Source organism: Flavobacterium coralii (assembly GCF_019891545.1).
In the GTDB taxonomy this organism is placed as follows: Bacteria; Bacteroidota; Bacteroidia; order Flavobacteriales; family Flavobacteriaceae; genus Flavobacterium; species Flavobacterium coralii.
In genome coordinates this window covers 35,373-56,007 of the sequence record NZ_JAHDIU010000004.1, presented here as the reverse complement: position 1 = coordinate 56,007, position 20,635 = coordinate 35,373, and the positions used below count along the sequence as shown (strand labels likewise).

Annotated in this window: 16 protein-coding genes and 1 tRNA gene; 14 read left to right on the top strand and 3 right to left on the bottom strand. The window is 43.0% G+C overall.

Annotated features, from left to right (window positions below; genetic code table 11):
* Positions 1-218 precede the first annotated feature (218 nt).
* Positions 219-914 carry a peptidoglycan-binding protein LysM gene (locus KJK34_RS07575; RefSeq protein WP_438839205.1) on the top strand — a complete coding sequence of 232 codons (696 nt, stop codon included), beginning with the start codon at positions 219-221 and terminating at the stop codon, positions 912-914.
* Here the strand turns inward: KJK34_RS07575 and KJK34_RS07570 are convergent.
* Positions 911-1,309 (bottom strand): hypothetical protein, encoded by a 399-nt coding sequence (locus KJK34_RS07570; protein ID WP_223053262.1) that lies wholly within the window; start codon positions 1,307-1,309, stop codon positions 911-913. The two genes, KJK34_RS07575 and KJK34_RS07570, sit on opposite strands and share 4 nt — an antisense overlap.
* 306 nt (positions 1,310-1,615) lie before the next feature.
* On the opposite strand from KJK34_RS07570, the gene KJK34_RS07565 reads away from it, so the two are divergent.
* From KJK34_RS07565 to KJK34_RS07550, 4 genes are all read left to right on the top strand, one after another.
* A complete protein-coding gene (locus KJK34_RS07565) occupies positions 1,616-4,348 on the top strand; it encodes a RemA C-terminal-like gliding motility protein (RefSeq protein ID WP_223053261.1) in 2,733 nt (910 codons plus the stop codon).
* A 269-nt stretch (positions 4,349-4,617) separates the two neighbouring features.
* Positions 4,618-11,613, top strand: coding sequence for a RemA C-terminal-like gliding motility protein (locus KJK34_RS07560; protein WP_223053260.1), 6,996 nt, complete (start codon positions 4,618-4,620; stop codon positions 11,611-11,613).
* A gap of 111 nt (positions 11,614-11,724) precedes the next feature.
* Entirely contained in the window at positions 11,725-12,777 is a 1,053-nt protein-coding gene (locus tag KJK34_RS07555) for a DUF2891 domain-containing protein (protein WP_223053259.1), read from the top strand.
* Positions 12,778-12,867: 90 nt separating this feature from the next.
* A complete protein-coding gene (locus KJK34_RS07550) occupies positions 12,868-14,421 on the top strand; it encodes an NAD(P)/FAD-dependent oxidoreductase (protein ID WP_223053258.1) in 1,554 nt (517 codons plus the stop codon).
* On the opposite strand, the gene KJK34_RS07545 is transcribed toward KJK34_RS07550, so the two are convergent.
* The gene (locus tag KJK34_RS07545) at positions 14,422-14,652 is read right to left on the bottom strand and encodes a hypothetical protein (protein WP_223053257.1); all 231 of its coding nucleotides are present in this window, start codon (positions 14,650-14,652) and stop codon (positions 14,422-14,424) included. It lies immediately after the preceding gene.
* A gap of 172 nt (positions 14,653-14,824) precedes the next feature.
* Between KJK34_RS07545 and KJK34_RS07540 the strand changes: the two genes are divergently transcribed.
* The 8 genes from KJK34_RS07540 (at position 14,825) to KJK34_RS07505 (ending at position 19,447) form a co-directional block, all read left to right on the top strand.
* Positions 14,825-15,487: a TetR/AcrR family transcriptional regulator gene (locus KJK34_RS07540; protein WP_223053256.1), complete on the top strand. Its 663-nt coding sequence runs from the start codon at positions 14,825-14,827 to the stop codon at positions 15,485-15,487.
* Positions 15,488-15,496: 9 nt separating this feature from the next.
* A complete protein-coding gene (locus KJK34_RS07535) occupies positions 15,497-16,831 on the top strand; it encodes an ABC1 kinase family protein (protein ID WP_223053255.1) in 1,335 nt (444 codons plus the stop codon).
* Positions 16,779-16,934, top strand: a complete 156-nt coding sequence (locus KJK34_RS07530) for a DUF2256 domain-containing protein (RefSeq protein WP_223053254.1) — start codon at positions 16,779-16,781, stop codon at positions 16,932-16,934. Before KJK34_RS07535 ends, KJK34_RS07530 begins: the two co-directional genes overlap by 53 nt.
* Before the next feature lie 116 nt (positions 16,935-17,050).
* Positions 17,051-17,587: an isopentenyl-diphosphate Delta-isomerase gene (idi, locus tag KJK34_RS07525; RefSeq protein WP_223053253.1), complete on the top strand. Its 537-nt coding sequence runs from the start codon at positions 17,051-17,053 to the stop codon at positions 17,585-17,587.
* Positions 17,588-17,598: 11 nt separating this feature from the next.
* On the top strand, positions 17,599-18,009 hold the full coding sequence (locus KJK34_RS07520; protein WP_223053252.1) for a 6-pyruvoyl trahydropterin synthase family protein: 411 nt from the start codon (positions 17,599-17,601) through the stop codon (positions 18,007-18,009).
* Between the two features lies 1 nt (position 18,010).
* Positions 18,011-18,973, top strand: a complete 963-nt coding sequence (locus KJK34_RS07515; protein WP_223053251.1) for a type I phosphomannose isomerase catalytic subunit — start codon at positions 18,011-18,013, stop codon at positions 18,971-18,973.
* A 54-nt stretch (positions 18,974-19,027) separates the two neighbouring features.
* Positions 19,028-19,294 carry a hypothetical protein gene (locus KJK34_RS07510; protein WP_223053250.1) on the top strand — a complete coding sequence of 89 codons (267 nt, stop codon included), beginning with the start codon at positions 19,028-19,030 and terminating at the stop codon, positions 19,292-19,294.
* A 79-nt stretch (positions 19,295-19,373) separates the two neighbouring features.
* Positions 19,374-19,447: transfer RNA gene (locus KJK34_RS07505), tRNA-Thr, on the top strand.
* 53 nt (positions 19,448-19,500) lie between these two features.
* On the opposite strand, the gene KJK34_RS07500 is transcribed toward KJK34_RS07505, so the two are convergent.
* The gene (locus KJK34_RS07500; RefSeq protein ID WP_223053249.1) at positions 19,501-20,037 is read right to left on the bottom strand and encodes a pyridoxamine 5'-phosphate oxidase family protein; all 537 of its coding nucleotides are present in this window, start codon (positions 20,035-20,037) and stop codon (positions 19,501-19,503) included.
* 180 nt (positions 20,038-20,217) lie between these two features.
* Between KJK34_RS07500 and KJK34_RS07495 the strand changes: the two genes are divergently transcribed.
* Positions 20,218-20,625, top strand: a complete 408-nt coding sequence (locus tag KJK34_RS07495) for a DUF2721 domain-containing protein (protein WP_223053248.1) — start codon at positions 20,218-20,220, stop codon at positions 20,623-20,625.
* The last annotated feature ends 10 nt before the right edge of the window (positions 20,626-20,635 follow it).

Genomic DNA, 20,635 nt, shown 5'->3' with positions numbered 1-20,635 from the left:
TTTAAATTATTATTAAAAACCGATGATCGTCATCGGTTTTTTTGTGTTAAAATTTACCTTAAAAAAGCTGTTATCTGTAAAGCGCGTTAGGCTAACATTTGTAAGGCTTTAGAATGAGAAACTGTGTTTCAAAATCAGCAAATCGTTATGTTAAAGTTAACTGCTTATTCTAATGTCTTGTATTTCAGTTAAATAATTTTATCGTATATTTGCCAGCTGTGAAATTCACCAGGGTGACAGACGGTGAGAAAACACCATATATGATAAAGAAGTGGATGTATTTTGTAGGGCTTGCCATTTTTATTGGAGCCGTTAGCTCTTCGTTTACTTTAACCAAGGCAAAACAGTTTGGTAAAATAGAAGGCTTTCACTTAGCCGAAGATGAAGTTTATAATTATACTGTTCCTGATGTTCCTGAAATAGACGAAACAGCAAAGGTAACAGTTCCTTTTACCGGGAAATCGTATATAGGCTTTAAGCAGGCTATAGCCATAAAAGAATCGCAGGGCTTATATAAACTGGTTAATCCGTACGGATATATGGGCAAGTACCAGTTTGGCAAAACTACACTACGTGCCATTGGCATCAACAACACAAAAGAATTCTTAAACAGCCCCATGCTGCAGGAAAGAGCTTTTAAAGCACTTTTAGCCAAAAATAAATGGGAGCTTCGCCATGAGATATCACGCTATGAAGGCAGGGTTATACAGGGCGTTAAAATAACCGAATCAGGGCTTTTGGCTGCTGCGCACCTTGCCGGGGCAGGCTCTGTAAAAAACTTTCTTAAGAGTAACGGTAAAAACGGTTTCAGGGACGGTTTTGGCACATCGCTTAAAAGCTATATTAAGAAATTCGGTGGTTATGACACCTCGAATATTGTAGCCAACCCCAACCCAAAGGTAAAGCTTGACTAAGCTGTTTCTTTTTCCCTTAGTACTGAAAGGTGATTTCCGGCTTCTTTGAGCCAGGCTTCTTCACGCTCCAGCTTTTTCAGGTTTTGCTTTATAAGCACAGGCGAACGCCTTAATCTTTGATATCCTTTTTCAGAGAGGTTTTTAATATGGTGCTTTTGCAATTGCTTCAGGTATTCACCATAAGTTGTATCGTGTACAAAAACTTCGTGCTGAACATTATGCTTAAGAATATAAGTGCTGAGGGTATCCTGGTATTGTATCGACTTTTTTCTTGCCTGCCTGTACTTTGCCAGTAACTTAATCTTTTTCTTCCTGTAGGCTTTTGCGGTAATTGCATAAATAATAATACCGGCCAGCACTACAAAGGCAATAATGGTTTCCGGTAGAAAATTCATAATAGGTGTGGTTTTAGTTGCGCATAAAGTTGAATGTTGTAAAAATACGTTTTTATTTGCTGATTTTCAAGCATTCCTGTTAATTCATGTAGTATAATTAACAATCTGTTAATAAGAATAAATAAATTCACTACAAATAGCAATTAATTTTTAGTTATTAATAATTAATCATAATCGTAACTTTATAACATAAATAGTAAAAATTATCAACACGAAAACGTTGTAGAAAATCAATAATGACATACGTGTTAATTTTGTATTATTAAAATAGCTAATTTTATTTAATATTTAACTTTTGGCCATATTATGATACAAAGAATACTGTTGTTATTGATGTTAATAGCCACAGGAGGGGGGGCTATAGCACAAAGTGCAGGTTTTAATACAACTTATATTGTTTTAAGTATAAACAATAGCAGTAACCTGTATTATGACCTTAATGCCAACACTGGCAATTATGATTTTAATGATGCACAACTCGGTGCTTTTTGCGCGGGCAATACCAACGCTTTAATCTTTAAAGGAGCTGAGCATAATATTTTTAAATGCAACGGCTGCGACCTTACCAGCACGAGGCTTTACTACCGTATTTACCAAACCGGAACTTCCGGCGGGGCTTTTGTCTCCAACGCATTAAACTGGTTTTCAGAAAATTCATCCAATGGTTGTGTAAATCAACGGTGGCAAAAACTTGATTTCAACACCAACCTTTTAGCGGGATTATCTGCCGGTAACTATACTTTCGAGGTATATTCAGATGCGAGTATTACCTGCCAGGGTGGTACTGCTTATGCCAGTAATAATGGTGCAAACTATAAAGCCTACTTTACGGTAGATGCACAGACAGTCGGCGGTACGGTATCTTCTGCACAAACAATTTGTACAGGAACCGCACCTGCAAACCTTACACTAAGTGGCCATACAGGAAGCGTTGTAAAATGGCAACGCTCCACTTCAGCTGATTTTACATCGGGTGTAACCGATATTACCAATACATCAACTACATTAACATCAGCACAAATAGGTGCATTAACCCAAACAACTTACTTCAGGGCTGTAGTTAAAAGCGGTATGTGCTCAGAGCAAAATTCTTCATCTGTCGCTATAACGGTGAATCCGCAAACGGTTGGCGGTTCATTAAGCGGCGGCTTTACGTTCTGTACAACCTCAAACAGCGGTACCTTTACCCTTACAGGGCATACGGGCAGTATTTTAAGATGGGAGTCTTCTCCGGTTGCTGATTTTACTTCGGGAGTGGTTCAGATAACCAACACAACAACAAGCTATAATTTCAGTAATGTTACCCAGACTACCTACTACAGGGCTGTAGTGCAAAGCGGCGTGTGCGCTGTGCAGTATTCAACAGTGGCTTCAGTAACGATAAATGCGAATACCTGGACAGGGGCTGTTGATAATGACTGGAGCAACCCCGGCAACTGGTGCGGGGGGGTGCCTTCGGCTGATGATGATGTAGTTGTTGACGAAAACACAGTACTGCCGGTAATTGAGAGTGGTGTTACTGCACAGGCAGGGAGCATTACTGTTTTAAGTAATGCAGGCATTACCATTGAAAGCGGCGGAAACCTTATTGTAACAAACGCCGTTGACATTGAAGAAGGTGGTGAATTTATAATAGAAGATAACGCCAACCTTATACAGGTTAATGATGTAGCTAATACCGGTACTGCAAACGTTACCAAGCTTAGTTCGCCGCTGTACAGGCTTGACTATACCATTTGGTCGGCTCCTGTAGAAGGGCAAAACCTGCTTGATTTTTCGCCAAATACAGTTCCGACACGTTTTTACAGTTACAGCGAAAATCTGGATATATATACAGGGTTAAATCCTTCTGTTACCGATTTTGAACCTGGGTATGGCTATCTTATCCGTATGCCGAATAACCACCCGCCATATGTTGACAGCGAAACTCCGGGTGTACAATGGACTGGTAACTTTACGGGTACACTTAATAACGGAGAGATAACAGTTCCTGTGGCTAATACCGCCAACGGATTTAATATGGTGGGCAACCCATATCCTTCACCTATTAATATACATGACTTTTATACCGAAAATACAGGTATAATAGAACCGGGTTCAGCGCTTTACTTTTTCAGGAAGCGTAATGACACCTCTGCAACCACCTCTACTTATGCCACTATAACTATGGCTGCTTATGTTGCTAACGAGGCTCCTGGTGGCGATACAGGCTCTGGTACGTTTACAGGTAATCCGGCTAACTGGGTTATTAATCCGGGACAGGGCTTTTTTGTAAAAGTTGACAGCAGCCCTATAGTATTTAATAACAGTATGCGTGCTATAGCCAATAATGGCCAGTTTTTCCGCCAGGCGGAAAATAATAATGTTGATAGTGCAATATCACGGCTTTGGCTCAACTTTACAGGTGTTAACGGCGAGTTTAGCCAGGCGGCAATTGCCTATAATGCACAAACAACAACAGGTATAGATTATGGCTGGGACGGACGCTCGGCAAACGATGGCCCTATTGCGCTGTACACAACTGCCATGGGAGAAAACCTTTCTGTGCAGGCAAGGGGAGAATTTGCAGTGCAGGATGTAGTTCCTGTAGGCTTTAGTGTATCACAGGCAGGTACTTATACCATTGCACTTGATAATTTAGATGGTGTTTTTACAGATGTAGATGAAATTTACCTTAAAGATATAGAAGAACAACAGGTTGTAAACCTGAAAGAGACCGGCTATACCTTTAATTCCGGGGCAGGCCAGATAAATGAAAGGTTTGAAATAGTATATTCTATGGAGGCTCTTGGCAATGCTGCATTTGCTTCAGCACAAAATGTAGTCCTTTACCAAAAGGATGGGGTTATAACCATAGATGCAGGCAGTACACAATTACATTCGGTAAAGGTGTTTGATGTGCATGGCAGGGAAATCCTGGAGAAGAAGGATATCAATACGAATACCGTAATTTTTACAAATGCAATGCCTAAAAACCAGTTGCTTATATTCAGCATTATAACTGAAAAAGGTAATGTAATTAAGAAGATTATAAACTGATAAATCAACGATACAATTTTCAAAGCCCTTCCTTTCTGTGGAAGGGCTTTTTTAGTTAAAAAATGAGTAAGCTGATTTTTCTAAAATAAGAATTTTGGGTTTATAAGTGATACCAATTACTCACCAAGTATTATTGTATAAGAAATTACATGTTATTACACAAAAAAATAAGTTAATAGTTGTGAATTTTTGTTAAAATAAATTGGTAATTTTTCACAAGTATCTATATTACAGTAGATTTTAATGAAGATTATTTAAAATTTGAATGTATGAATAAAAAATTACGCAACTTATTTTTAGGTGCTGCAACTTTTATTTTCCTGCTTATTGGCAGTAACGCTCAAAGCCAGGAAATTGTGTTTAGTGATAGTTTCAGCACTTCGGCAGGTACATCGTTTACCACAGCTAACGGTGCTATTGGCAGCAGTCCTACATGGTCGATGCTGAGAAGTGGTAATGACCTTGGTGCACGAATCAATTCGGGCTTATTAACCCTTACAAACAATGCATCGGGTGCAGCAAACGTAAATGGCTGGATTTTAGCCTATACAAGTGCAGCAAACTTCACTACTCCATATAATACAACATTAAGTAGCAATCCCGGGCTTGTTACCTGGAATTTTAATATGAGGCAGCAACGCTCTAACCCATCGGGTACGGCAAGTGGCCTGTATGCATCGGTATTTGTACTGGCGGGAACATCAAACACTACTGCCACAACAGGTACGGGCTATGCAATATTGCTTGGTAACAGCGGTAAGACTGACCCTGTACGTTTAATCAGGTATACTGCCGGTATTCGAACCAATACTACATTATTGTCTTCGGGTGCTTCCGGTTTCACTGATTTTGGTAACCAGTATTTAAGTGTAAGGGTAACGTATAACCCTTCTAATAACCAGTGGCAGCTCTATCTGCGTAATGATGGAGGTGCCTTCCAGGATCCTTCTACAGGAAATTTCACCTCTCAGGGTACTGTAACCAACAGCGCAAGTACAGGTACTGCGCTGCCGCTTTTAGGTGCTTTTTGGAATGCGTCAACAAAAAATAATCAAAATGCCCTATTTGACAATATCTCCGTTACAGTAGAAAAACCTGAAATTATATCAATATCTCCTGCAGCTGCTGTAGCAGGCTCAGGGCAGTTTACTTTAACTGTTACGGGAGAGAATTTCTGGCCTTCCAGCTTAGTGAGGTGGAATGGCTCTAACCGTATTACCAATTATGTGTCGCCGACGCAGATAACGGCAACCATAACCGCTACAGATATAGCCTCAGAAGGTACTGCAAGTGTAACGGTTGCTAATGGCACTGCTGTATCTAACAGCATTACATTTACCATAAACCCGCAGCTTGTCCCGTCTTTAATTACATCTACTACGGCATTGCCATCAGTAACAACTGTAACAGGTACTGCATCCTCATCACAAACGTTTACAGTGAGCGGAGCTAACCTTACTAATGATGTTACAGTTACAGCCCCTGCTAACTTTGAAGTTTCCACGTCAGCCGCATCCGGCTATGCTGATGCTATTATATTACCACGTTCAGGAACAACGCTTACAGGGCAGCCGGTAACCGTATATGCAAGGCTAAAAGCATCTGCCGTGGCAGGCATTTATTCGGGTAACATTACTGTAAGCACAACAGGTGCTTCAAACAGGCTTATTGCAGTATCGGGCAAAGTACTGGCAGCAGAGCCTTCTGTTTCGGCTACAGGGGTAAACTTTACTAATGTGGGCGCCTCATCATTTACAGTTAACTGGACTAACGGCAACGGAGCAGAAAGGCTGGTTGTGGTACGTTCCGGCAGCGCTGTGGATACTGCCCCTGCAGATGGTGTTAATTATACTGCTTCGGCAACATTTGGCTCAGGCTCACAACTGGGTACCGGTAACTATGTAGTTTATGCAGGCAGCGCATCATCCGTTACCGTTACGGGGTTAACTGCGGCAACAACCTATCACGTGGCTGTTTATGAATATAACGGCAGCGGCGGTACCCAAAACTACCGCACCACATCACCTGCTACAGGTAGCAGGCTAACGCAAAATGCACCGCTTGGGCTGCAGGTAACCACTGCTAACACAGCTTACAGGATAAATTTTGATACTACTGTAGATGGTGTAAACAATGGTGCTTTTACAGGAGGTGGTGTAGGCAATGTGCCGGCACAGGGAGAGCTTAACTCATATTCATGGGCATTCTCCGGATTTGCTGATGGTGCCATAAACTTCGGGGGTAATAACAATGAAGATACAGCTTATGACAGTGGCTCATCTGAGGGCGGTGAGACAGATCCGGGCCTTTACGGATTTGAAGTGGCACCGGGCAATTATGCGCTGGGTATACAGGCTGCCCCGGCTGATTTTGCACCCGGTACGGTGACCTTCAGGTTCCAGAACCAGACAGGCGCTGCCATTACATCATTAAGCGTTGGTTATAAAGTATATGTATATAACGATGAAACAGGCTCAAACAGCTTCAACTTCAGCCACGCCTCAAGCGCCACAGGTACTTATACAAATATCGCTTCTTTAAATGAAACAACTTCCGCCACACCCGATGAGGTGCCGGGCTGGAAAGCCTATTATAAAGTGGTTACCATTACAGGTATAAATGTAGCATCTAATAATTATTACTTTTTAAGGTGGACACTAAATGGCGTTTCGGGCACTAACTATGATGAGATAGCGCTTGATGATGTTGTAATTGTTGCCAACCCTACATCTGCCTTTGCTGACTTTAACGGTACGGCCCAAAACTTTACCGTTGCCGGTAACACCCAGCTTTCAGGAGATGTTAACGTGCAGGGTAATATATCATTCTTAAATAATAGCTGGCTATCTATTGGTAGCAATACACTTACTTTAGCGGGTACTGTTACCAACACCACAGCAGGGGGCTTAAGGGGCAGCGCTTCTTCTAACTTTGTGGTTACAGGCAATACAAGCCCTTCGTTGAGTTTTAACCAGGTAACGCCGGGCACCACCAATGCTTTTAATGCCTTTACGGTAAATACAACAAGCAATAACACTGTTACAGCCGCAAATAACTTCGTCGTTAACGGCACACTTACTGTTGATGCTTCCCAAACCCTGGCTCTGGGTACAAGTACACTTACGGGTTCGCTATCCACTATTGTAAACAATGGTACTATAACGACACAAAATACCGGTAGCACGCCATTTACATCAGGAAGGACATGGGGCGGCACAGGTACGGTAATATTGAATGCTGCCACAGCAGCACAAACACTGCCTGGCGGTACTTATAATAACGTAACGGTTTCAACTACCGGGGGGGCATCAGCATCAGGCAACGTAACGGTTAACGGAAACCTGAACCTGCCTAACGCCAACCCTTCGGCTACTGTGGGTAGCTTTTCTACAGGTGCCAATACTTTATTTATGGGCCCTAATGCAGCCAATACAGGTACGGGAGATGTGAGTGGTACCGTTACAAGGAATACCGGCATAACGTCTAACAAACTGTATACTTTTGGTCACCCTACAACCTCAATATTCTTTCCGGCGGTAGGCACATTGCCAACTTCTATGAGCATCAGGATAACACTTGGCAGCGCTCCTGCGGGCAAACCTGACGGTATTTTGCGTACATATGACTTTATACAAACCGGAGGTTCAGGAACAAAAGCAATAATCAGTTCGCATTATTTGGATAGTGAGCTTAACGGAAACATCGAAAACAGGCTTGTTGACTGGGTTGTGGTAACTTCTCCTTTGCAGGTAATAGAGCAGGGAAGGTCTAACTTTAATACCACCGAAAACTGGGTGGAGCTTACCAACGTAAATGTGGCTTTTTTCAATTCTACATTTGGTAACCGTGAGCTTACTCTTGCGCAGTCTCAAAACCAGGTTGCCACATGGAATGGCTCTCAAAGTGATTCATGGACAACCGCTGCCAACTGGACACCTAATGCAACGCCTTCTGATAATACTAAAGTTATTATTCCGAATGCGGCTACTACACCAAACGACCCTATACTTAACAGCAGTGTTACAATAGGTACGCTAACCATAGAGGCCGGAGGTATTTTAAATACACCAACAGGTTCTCAGCTAACTATAACAGGCGTTACAGGTGCATGGATTAACAACGGTACCTTTAACCCGGGTAACGGTAATGTAACCTTTACAGCCCTTGATGCCACAATTGGTGGTGAAACCAACTTTAATAACCTAACTGTCGCTTCGGGCGCATCATTAAGGGCAGTAACAGGCAATGTAATGCGTATAGCAGGGCAGATAACCAACACTGGCTCTTTATTTGTAGGTTCAGTAGAAAATACTGTGGAATATACAGGCACTAACCAAACGGTTATTACACCTAACGGAGCCCTTACAGCTTATCATAACCTTATTATAAGCGGCACAGGAGCTACGCTTCCTGCAACCTTAAATATAGCTGGAGACCTACTGACCAATCAAACGGTAAGCTTTGCTTCAACTGCCGTAAACTTTAACGGTATAGATGAGCAGTACCTGGGTGGTACGGTATCACCGCAGTTAACCAATTTAACCATTAACAAAGCTACGGGCGAAACTTACCTGTCTGCGAATGCAGGAGTTTCGGGAACGCTTACGCTCACGTCAGGTTTATTAAATCTTGGTGCTTATGACCTGACATTGGGTACCAATGCAGTAGCAGGCAGCTTCTCTGCCACTACGATGATCGTTGCAGACGGCGAAGGTGAGCTTATCAGGCCGTTCAGTTCACCGGGTACATATTTTTACCCGATAGGTGAAAAGACAAGCAACACTACTTATTCGCCAATAGCTGTAGAAATACTTTCCGGTTCGTTCACTAATGCTTCGGTAGCAGTAAATGTGCGTGATGCGGTACACCCTAATAACTACAGTACCCCCGCTTACCTTACCAGATACTGGAATGTAACGCAAACCGGTATAACAGGCGCAGCAGCTACCATTACGGCACAATATGTAACAGGCGATGCAGTAGGCGGAGAGAGCAACCTTAGTGCTGCCCAGCTTGACGGCACTTTTAACCAGGTAACGAACCCGTGGGAAAAATATACAGTGCTTAGCGGTAACACACTTACTGCGGCAGGCGCTATACTTACACCGGGGCAAACCTCTGTATTTACAGGAATTGCGGTGCAGGATGTGGCGGTAAGTATAGTAGGCGAAGGCACATTTTGCGAAGGTGATGAGGTAACGCTTTCTACTAACGTAACAGGCGGTACGCCACCTTACGTTTACGAATGGTCTGGCGGACTTGGCAGTGCAGCAACAGCCACACCGCCAACAACTGCTGCCGGCACAACAAACTATATACTAACCGTGAGGGATGCAAACGGTATTACAGCTACCGATGCAGCCGATATAATAGTAACAGAGGCTCCTGAAGCAGGTGTGCTTTCGGGTAACCAGACATCATGTACGGGTATGGCAGAAGATCCTGTAACGCTTTCGGGCTACACAGGTAATGTAGTGCGCTGGGAGGTTTCTGACGATAATGATTTCAGCACGTCTGTTTTCATTAACAATACAACCCCGACACTTACCAGCCAGGAGATTGGTATGATAACAGGTACTGTTTATATAAGAGCAGTAGTGCAAAGCGGTTCTTGTGATGAGGTATATACCGACCCGATAACTATTACTACAGCCTCAACAACCTGGAACGGTACAACCTGGAGTAACGGTACCCCTGCACCGGGGCTTGCACTTATCTTTGCGGCTGATTATGTAATAAACGCTGATATAGAAGCGTGCAGCATACAGGTAGAGCCGGGGGTTAATGTAACAGTAACTTCAGGTAATAACGTTACACTTCAGGGTGCTGTTACCAATAATGGTGGTACTTACACCATAGAGGATAACGCAAACCTTATCCAGATTGACGATGTTCCTAATACAGGAGAAATAACTGTTATCAAGAACAGTTCACCGCTTTACAGGCTCGATTATACGATATGGTCATCTCCGGTAAGGGGGCAAAACCTGCTTGATTTCTCACCAAACACCGTTCCTAACCGTTTTTACGACTACAGTGAGTCGCAGGATATTTATACCTCTATGGTGCCTGCAGTAAACGAGTTTGTTCCGGGTAGGGGCTATCTTATCCGTATGCCGAACGACTGGGTTGTTTACAGCGAAGGAGTATCAGGACAAGAGTGGACAGGCCAGTTTGAAGGTGTACCTAATAACGGATACATACCGGTACCTATGCAGGTTACAGCTAACGGATATAACATGGTGGGTAACCCTTATCCGTCACCAATCAACATCCATGATTTCTTTGATATAAATATTGGTACAATAGACCAGGCTTCAGCGCTTTACTTCTTCAGGAAGCGTAACGACATAACAGCATCATCACCAACCTATGCAACTATAACCAAAGCGGCTTATACAGCAAACACGGCTCCCGGCGGAGATGTGGGCGGCGATGCATTTGTTGGCGACCCTTCTGAATGGGTTATAAATTCAGGGCAGGGCTTCTTCGTGCAGGCACAGGGCGGTACACTGGAATTTACCAACAGCATGAGGCGCGCCGTTAACAACGGGCAGTTCTTCAGGACAGGGCAAAATAATAATGACGAGCCTGCCATTTCGCGCTTATGGTTAAACATAACAGGTACTAACGGCGAGTTTAAGCAGGCTGCCATTGCTTATAATGACGAAACCACACTCGGCATTGATTATGGCTGGGACGGGCGTTCATTCAGCACAGATGGTGCAGTAGCGGTTTACACGCTTGCTGCAAATGAAGAACTTGCCGTACAGGCAAGGGGTACATTTACACCTGCCGATGTAGTACCTGTAGGTATCAGGATTACAGATGGGGGCGTTTATACCATTACGCTTGACCATGTTGACGGTCTTTTCCTTCAGGCGCAGGATATTTTCCTGAAGGATAACTTACTAAACACGGTAACTAACCTTAAACTTTCTGACTACGAGTTCAGCACAGAAGCAGGTATTGTGAATGACAGGTTTGAAGTTTGGTATGTGCCGCAGGCGCTTGGTACGGATAACCCGGTTTTGGATAACAACCGTGTTGTAGTTTACCAGAACAATGGTGTTATTACCATTGACGGAGGTAATTTAGAAATTACAGATGTGGCAATATTCGATGCGAGGGGCAGGCTGCTATACAGCAGGAACGGAATTAACGATGTTACAACAGAGATATCCGACCTGGTGTCGCAACAGCAAATGCTGATAATAAACATTACAACAGAAAAAGGAAGAGTAACTAAAAAGATTCTATATTAATTTACATTTTTGCTTTCTCACCCTTATAATTCCCGGCTCATGGCCGGGAATTTTGATTTGAGTAGAAGCATTATTCAAAAAAAGCTATATTTGAAAAAGACCTTTGGAAAGATGAAAATAACTTTACTCTCTATTTTACTTATAAGTGCATTTGCTTCGGCGCAGGAGCTTACCTTAGAGCGAGCCAATGGTTTGGCAGGCCTGCCGCTGAAATGCATGCAACAGGAATACCCTAACAAGCTCAGCCAGCTTTTAGCCGACTCGACAGAACTGGCGGGCCCTAAAGTGCTGCATCCGGCATTTTACGGTTGTTTTGACTGGCACTCATCGGTACACGGGCATTGGAGCCTTGTTTATTTACTGAAGCACTTTCCAGATCTTGACAGGAGGGAAGAAATAATCGGTAAACTAAAAACAAACCTTTCTGCTGAGAATATTGCACAGGAGGTAGCCTACTTCAATAAAAAACATGAAAAGTCTTATGAGCGTACCTATGGCTGGGCATGGCTGTTAAAGCTGCAACAGGAACTTGATACCTATAATGAACCTTTCGCAAAACAGCTTGCTGCGAATTTACAGCCGCTAACCAACCTGCTTGCCGAAAGGTATATAGAGTTCTTGCCAAAGCTAAATTACGCTCTACGGGTTGGCACACACAGCAACACTGCTTTTGGTATGTCTTTCGCGTGGGATTATGCTGTGCACGCAAAGCACACTGCCTTGCAAAACAGTATCAGGGATAATGCCCTGCGCCTGTTTAAAAATGACGAAAACTGCCCCTTTGGCTGGGAGCCAAGCGGAACCGACTTCCTGTCGCCCTGCCTTGAGGAAATAGGTATCATGCAGCGCATCATGCCAAAAGATGAATTTTTAAAATGGCTTAAAGATTTTGCACCTGCCATTTTCAGTAAAAAATATGACTGGGAGCCGGGTAAAGTTTCTGACAGGGAGGATGGCCACTTGGTGCATTTAGACGGGCTTAACTTTAGCCGTGCCTGGAATTTTTACCGCCTTGCCAAAGAATACCCTAAACAACTGGGGCATCTTTCCGCGCTGGCAAGTAAGCACCTTACCTATTCATTACCTGCTATTGTAGATGGCAATTATGAAGGCGAGCACTGGCTGGCAAGCTTTGCCCTGCATGCTTTTGAGGAAGCCCACTAACCCCCAAAGGGGGTAATTGTTAAGGACTGAAGGATAAGCAACCTTAAACTTAGAACTTGAAACCTTAAACAAATTATTTACTTTTGCGGCATGCCAAGAGAGTTACAAATACAGGTTGCACCGGAGGTTGCCGGGCAAATGCCACTGCTTACTGCCCACGTTGCAAAACTAATGCACGTAAACCCTGATGATATAAGGCATATTGCCATACTTAAACGCAGTATAGATGCCCGCCAAAAAGCCGTTAAAATAAACCTGAAGGTTGCCGTTTATTATAATGAGGAGTATAATGAGCAGCCTTTGGCACTGCCCGATTATAAAGATGTGAGTAACGCAAAAGAGGTAATTGTGATAGGGGCGGGGCCGGCAGGGCTTTTTGCGGCATTGCAGCTTATAGAGTTAGGGCTTAAACCCATTGTAATAGAACGTGGTAAAGATGTACAGACGCGCAGGCGCGACCTTAAAGCTATTAACCGCGACCATATTGTTAACGAAGATTCTAACTACTGTTTTGGCGAAGGCGGGGCAGGCACTTACTCTGATGGTAAATTATATACCCGCTCTAAAAAGCGTGGTGATGTTGACCGCATACTACGGTTATTTGTAGCCTTTGGCGCATCACCCGATATACTGGTAGAGGCGCATCCGCATATTGGTACCAACAAGCTGCCGAAGATAATTCAGCAGATGCGCGAAAAAATAAAAGAGTTTGGTGGCGAGGTACTGTTTGATACCCGCGTAGCAGATATTCTTGTTAAAGAGAATGCTGTACAGGGTGTTCAGGTGCAAAATGGTGATATCATTAAAGCAGACAAGATAATCCTTGCAACAGGGCATTCGGCAAGAGACATTTTTGAAATGCTCGACCGCAAAAAAATATATATAGAAGCAAAGCCTTTTGCATTGGGTGTTCGGGCTGAACATCCGCAAAAGCTGATAGACAGCATACAGTACAGTTGCGATTTTATTACAGGCCGTGGCGATTATCTTCCGCCGGCTCCTTATGCCATAGTAAAACAGGTTGGCGGCAGGGGTATGTATTCGTTTTGTATGTGCCCCGGGGGTGTTATAGCACCATGTGCCACAAGCCCGGGCGAAGTGGTCACGAATGGCTGGTCGCCATCCAAGCGCGACCAGGAAACGGCAAATTCGGGTATAGTGGTAGAGCTAAAGCTCGAAGATTTTAAGCCGTTTGCTAAATTTGGCGCACTTGCAGGGCTTGAGTTCCAAAAAGCGATTGAGCAGAAGGCATGGCACCTTGCAGGTGAAACGCAGCGTGTACCTGCACAGCGCATGGTAGATTTTACACAAAGCAAATTATCGGCTGATATTCCCAAAACGTCTTATGTACCGGGTACAACGCCTGTAGAGCTTGGGCAGGTTTTTCCGGGCTTTTTAACCCAAACCATGCGCGAAGGCTTTAAAGAGTTCGGCAAGGCAATGCGCGGCTACTTAACCAATGATGCTATACTGCATGCCCCGGAGTCAAGAACATCATCGCCGGTTCGCATACCGCGCGACCCTGAGAGCTTACAGCATGTGCAGGTAAAAGGGCTATACCCATGCGGGGAGGGCGCAGGCTATGCAGGCGGCATTATCTCTGCCGCAATAGACGGAGAGAAATGTGCACTAAAGTGCCTGTAATTACTCAACAGGCTCCAGTTCAACATTACCTGTAGTAATTTCGGTTTCGGTAGTGTCGGTTTCCACTGTCCTTGTTACTGCGGTTGTTGTGCGCACGTGCCCACTCACGGTATCGGTACGTTTTACTTCTTCAGTGGTGGTAACGGTAACACTTTCTTCTTTCTTGCCATCATTACAGCTAAGTCCTGCAAACAGCAGGATAGCAGCTAAAAATATGGTTGTCATCTTCATAATCAGGTTCTTTAGGTTAGTAGTATAAAGTTACGTTTTATCAACCTGAAACTGTTTTAAAGAATAGCCAAAACCATCTTATAACTTTCAAAATTTTTGAACGATAATTAACAGGCGTTCAGAAGCTTGTTGCATGGTTGTTGTTTAAATTTGTAGTATAAAATTTACTATTATGGCTACAAAAAAAATAAAGAAAGCAGCAACTAAAAGTGATATTATAGAACAATATACCGACTACTGCCTTTCACAAGGAACACGTCCTGCAACCGTTTATAAGTTTGCAAAGGATAATGGTTATGAAGAGGCAGAGTTTTACAGGTTTTTTGCATCATTCGATGCTTTAGAACACCAGTATTTTAAAGAGATGTTTGATTATACGCTTGAAATGCTGCACCAGTCGCCCGCCTATCCTGAATATGACGGAACGCAAAAGCTGTCGGCATTTCACTTTACCTTCTTTGAGCTTGCCACTGCAAACCGCAGCTTTATAATGTACCTGATGGGCGATGGCAGCCACCGCCTTCGCAACCTGCTCAAGCTTAAAGAATTCCGTAAAGTATTTACAGAATATGCAGCCTCGGTACTCAAAAAGCCTTTTGAAATAAAGCATGAGCGTGCCGACAAAGCACAAGGCACAGCCCTTAAAGAAGCCGCGTGGCTGCAGTTCCTGTCTATCTTTAAATTCTGGATGCAGGATACATCTCCCGGCTTTGAAAAAACAGATGTGTTTATAGAAAAGTCGGTAAAGGCGTCTTCAGATTTGGTGTATAACACACCGCTGCAAAGCCTGTTTGACCTGGGCAAATTCATCTGGAAAGAAAAATTCACAGCTTAAGCCAAATTTATGAAACGATTAGATTCAATCCCCACCAATAAAATTGAGCGGGTTACAAAACTTGTGCATACCGGTGTGAAAATAGGTGGGAATTACATAAAGTATTACGGGCAAAAAATGGTAAACCCCGAGCTTACCAAAGACAGCCTGCATGAAAGCAACGCTACAGATATTTATGACGGCCTTAAAGAGCTTAAGGGCAGTGCGCTTAAAGTAGCACAGATGCTTAGCATGGAAAAGAACCTGCTGCCCCAAAGCTATGTTGAGAAATTCTCGTTAAGCCAGTTTAGCGTGCCGCCGCTTTCGGCGCCGCTGGTTATGAAAACCTTCAAAAAATATTTTGGCTGCGAGCCGCATGTACTGTTTGATGAGTTTGAACCCGAAAGCATAAACGCAGCGAGTATAGGGCAGGTGCACCGCGCCCGGAAAAACGGTAAAAACCTTGCGGTAAAAATACAATACCCCGGCGTGCGCGAAAGTATAGGTACAGATATTGCCCTTGTAAAGCCTATAGCGTTACGCATGTTTAACCTTAAAGGCACCAGCGATGAGTACTTTCAGGAAGTGGAAGACAAGCTGATGGAGGAAACCGATTACACGTTGGAGCTGCAGCAGAGCGAGGCAATCCGTAAAGACTGCAGCGTGCTCGAGAATATTGTGTTCCCGAAATACTACCCCGAACTGTCGTGCGAGAAGATCATTACGATGGACTGGATGCAGGGCAAGCACCTTTCTGAATGGTGTAAAGAAGAGCACACGCAGGAAGAACGCAATAAGGTAGGGCAGGCACTATATGATTTTTATATGTTCCAGATACACGGGTTGCATAAATTTCATGCCGACCCCCACCCTGGGAACTTTTTGGTAGATGCAGATAACAACCTCATTGCAATAGACTTTGGCTGTATGAAAGCACTGCCAGAGGAGTTTTATGAGCCGTATTTTGACCTGATACAGCCCGAAACATTGGCCAATGATGAAAGGTTTACAGAAAGGCTTATGACTCTTCAGGTACTAAAAGCGGATGATGAGCCTAAAGAGTTTGAGTATTTTAAGGCCTTGTTCCATGAGTTGCTTAATGTATTTGTAGAGCCTTACCGCCACGAGCATTTCGATTTTTCGCAGGAAGGTTTCAGTAATGCCATAGCAGGGCTTAGCGAGCGTTTTGCCAATGATAAGAATATCCGTAAGATGAATACTAACAGGGGCAGCAAGCATTTTATATATGTAAACCGTACGTTTTTCGGGTTATACAGCCTGCTGTTCGATATAAAAGCAAAAGTAGATATTTATGCCTTCAGGAAATACCTCCCACAAGGGGAACAAGTCTTACCTGCCCTCTAAGATATGTGCCGCCTGCGGTAAACCCTTTACCTGGCGCAAAAAGTGGGAGAAAAACTGGGAGAATGTAAAATACTGCAGCGAAAGGTGCAGGAAACAACCATAGATAAGAAGTGCGGTACAGGTAATTCACCTGTACCGTTTTATTTATCAGTACTAACAAAAAGTTAATACGGCTAATCCCGCAAATAATTTCTTATTTTTGAAAGCTATTACAGTACTATGTCTGAAGAAAAAGTTATACTGGTAAACAAGCAGGACGAGCAACTGGGGCTTATGCCTAAGATGGAGGCCCACGAAAAAGGTTTGCTGCACCGTGCATTTTCTGTTTTTATACTCAATTCCAAGAATGAAATTATGCTGCAGCAAAGGGCTGCTGATAAGTACCATTCGCCACTGTTGTGGACCAACACCACCTGCAGCCACCAGCGCGAAGGCGAAACTAACATACAGGCCGGCACACGCAGGCTTATGGAAGAAATGGGTATAAAGACTGAGCTAAAAGAACTGTTCTCGTTTATCTATAAAGCACCGTTTGATAATGGCCTCACAGAGCATGAGCTTGACCACGTAATGATTGGCTACTATGATAATGAGCCTGAAATAAACAGGGAAGAGGCAGAAAGCTGGAAATGGATGGGCATAGAAGAGGTAAAGCAGGATATGAAAGCCAACCCTGATATTTATACGGTATGGTTTAGGATTATATTTGATGAATTTTACCATTACCTGGAAGAGCATAAATTTCCTTTACAGTAAACACTATAACAATGAAAGTAACAGTTAGCAGGAAAGCACATTTTAATGCAGCACACAGGCTCTACAGGCCCGGCTGGACGAATGAGCAGAACGACAGCGTGTTCGGTAAATGCAATAACCCTAACTTTCATGGTCATAATTATGACCTTATTGTGAGCGTTAAAGGGGAAATAGACCCGCAAACCGGTTATGTTATAGACATGAAGGTGCTTAAGGATATTATTTTTGAAGAGGTGGAAGCACCTTTTGACCACAAAAACCTTAACCTTGATGTATCTGACTTTAAAGACCTTAACCCTACTGCCGAAAATATTGCAGTGGTTATATGGAACAGGATACGCAGGCGTATCGATAAAGCGATGGAGGTAGAGGTGACCCTTTATGAAACACCGAGGAATTTTGTAACCTATAAAGGAGAATAACATGGAATTATATCCGCTGGTTTTTGAGCCAATAATGAAAGAAAGGATTTGGGGGGGCACAAAACTGGGCGAAGTACTCGGTAAGAAAATTCCTTTTCAAACTACCGGCGAGAGCTGGGAGCTAAGCGGTGTCGAGGGAGACGTAAGTGTTGTAAAGAACGGTACCTATGCCGGGAAAACCTTAACCAACCTGCTCGAAAATTATAATGAAGCCATATTAGGTAAAAAGCTTTCGGCGCAGTTTGGCATACAGTTTCCGCTGCTTTTTAAGTTCCTCGATGCCCGCGAAGATCTTTCTATACAGGTACACCCAAATGATGAGCTGGCAAAAGAACGCCATAATTCTTTTGGTAAAACAGAGATGTGGTATGTAATGCAGGCAGATGAGGGCGCGAGGATTATAGTAGGTTTTAAGCATAAATCGGGTCCGGAAGAATATCTTGAGCATCTTAATAATAAAAACCTGACCGAGATACTTAATGAGGTTGAGGTAAAAGCGGGTGATGTTTTTTTCCTGGAAACCGGGACAATACATGCCATTGGTGCTGGGATTATAATTGCCGAAATTCAGCAAACCAGTGATATAACCTACCGGGTTTATGACTGGGACAGGACCGATGCAAACGGCAAAGGGCGCGAATTGCACGTAGAGCAGGCACTTGATGCCATGAATTATAATACTACCAATGCTAAACGCAAATATACCAATATAGCCAATACGGCTAATGTAATGGTAGATTGCCCTTACTTTACAACATCATACGTGCCGCTTATCGGTATAATGGAAGAAGAAAAAGACGGTAGCAGCTTTACTGTTTATATTTGTACCGAAGGAAGTTTTACTTTTAAGTCAGGTGGTAAATCTTACGACTTTAAAAAGGGAGACACTATACTGATACCCGCCGCTTTAAAGCGTTATAAACTTGAAGGCAATGCGACTTTGTTGGAAATATATATTTCTTAACAGTTGCAACCAAGATAAATTATAATTTTGTACCAAATTTAAAACATACAGAAAATGGCAAGTGTAAAAAATCTTAAAAAAGACATTAACTACGTATTCAGCGATATTATAGAAGCGGTTTACATTTGGGAAATGACAGCCCAGGGAAAACCGACTAAAGAAAGCGAAGCTTTAATTGATGAGGCTATCGCTTCTTTTGACAGCCTTATTAAAAAAGTGAACGAAAAAGGTGTAGAGAATAAAAAAGAGCACTATAATAAAATTAACGCGGAATTTGAACAGTCTGCTAAACAACTGGTTGACAAAATCAACGCACTTTAATTAAAAATAACTGCAAAAATTTGCAGTTATTTTTTTGCAAATTTGGGTTTCAGGTTTATATTTGCACCCGAATTGAGTTGCCGGTGTAGCTCAGCTGGCTAGAGCAGCTGATTTGTAATCAGCAGGTCGTGGGTTCGAGTCCCTCCATCGGCTCAATAAAAAAACGCTTCAGGAAACTGAAGCGTTTTTGCGTATATACAGCCGTATTATATATTTATATTCCCTTCAATGCTGTCATCATAGGTTTCGCCTTTAATGGCTCCCACAGTCCTTTTTAGCAGCGCTATCGCCATGCCGTGTTTAGTATCCCAGTAATAACCCTGTTCGGGTGTAAATTTAATAACGGTTATCCTCGGGTCGTCTTTACCTTCCGTAAACCATGTTTTCATCATTGGGTCCCAAAGCTCATCTATCTTTTGTTTGTCCCTGCTGATGTATGATTTACCGTAAAGCGTCATAAAATCGGTGTGTGCCCCACCCTGAAAGAGCAACTGCGTGCTTGGGTCGGCTTCCAGTTCGCTGTTCTTGTGCGAGTCATCTGCACTTAAGAACCAAAAGTTACCTTCATCGTCAATCTTTTCAGCAGCCATCGGGCGTGTGTCAAACGGTTGAGATGTGCGTATCTGTGTGCAGAAAAAGCATGATCCTGCTGCTTTGGCAAGTTCTTTAATTTTATCGAGGGCTTCTGTGCCCACAAGGTCTTTAAAATTATCTTCGGGCTGTTCCCTGTTAATAGAATCCATAACAATTTGTTTTTTAGTTTATACCTAAAGGTAAACCAAATAAAAGCGGTTATGTGTTATGGATATTATAAAGTATTGTAGGCATTGAAGCTGAGTTACATGCATTCTGTAGCTCAGGTTACTATACTGCCTGTCGTGTATTTATATTATCTTTGAAGATATTTATCTGCACCTAAAAATATGACAATAGCTCTTGAAACCCCCGCACTGTTATTTTCTGCCACCTCGCTCATCCTTTTGGCCTATACCAATCGTTTTTTAACGGTTGCTTCTATAGTACGCGGGCTTAAAAAGAATTACCAGGAAAACCAGACCAGGAGCATACTGTTGGAAATAAAGAATCTTAGCCTTCGCCTAAAGCTCATAAGGCAAATGCAGATGTATGGCGTGCTCAGCCTGTTCTTCTCAGTATTCAGCATGGCATTGCTTTTTTCTGATATACACAACTGGGGTACTTATCTTTTCGGGCTTAGCCTGCTGCTTATGCTTATTTCGCTTGCCGTTTCATTTTGGGAAATATCAATTTCTGTTAAGGCACTACAGATACACCTCAGCGATTTAACCGAAGAGGCCAGCAAAAAATCATAATTATTTTAAA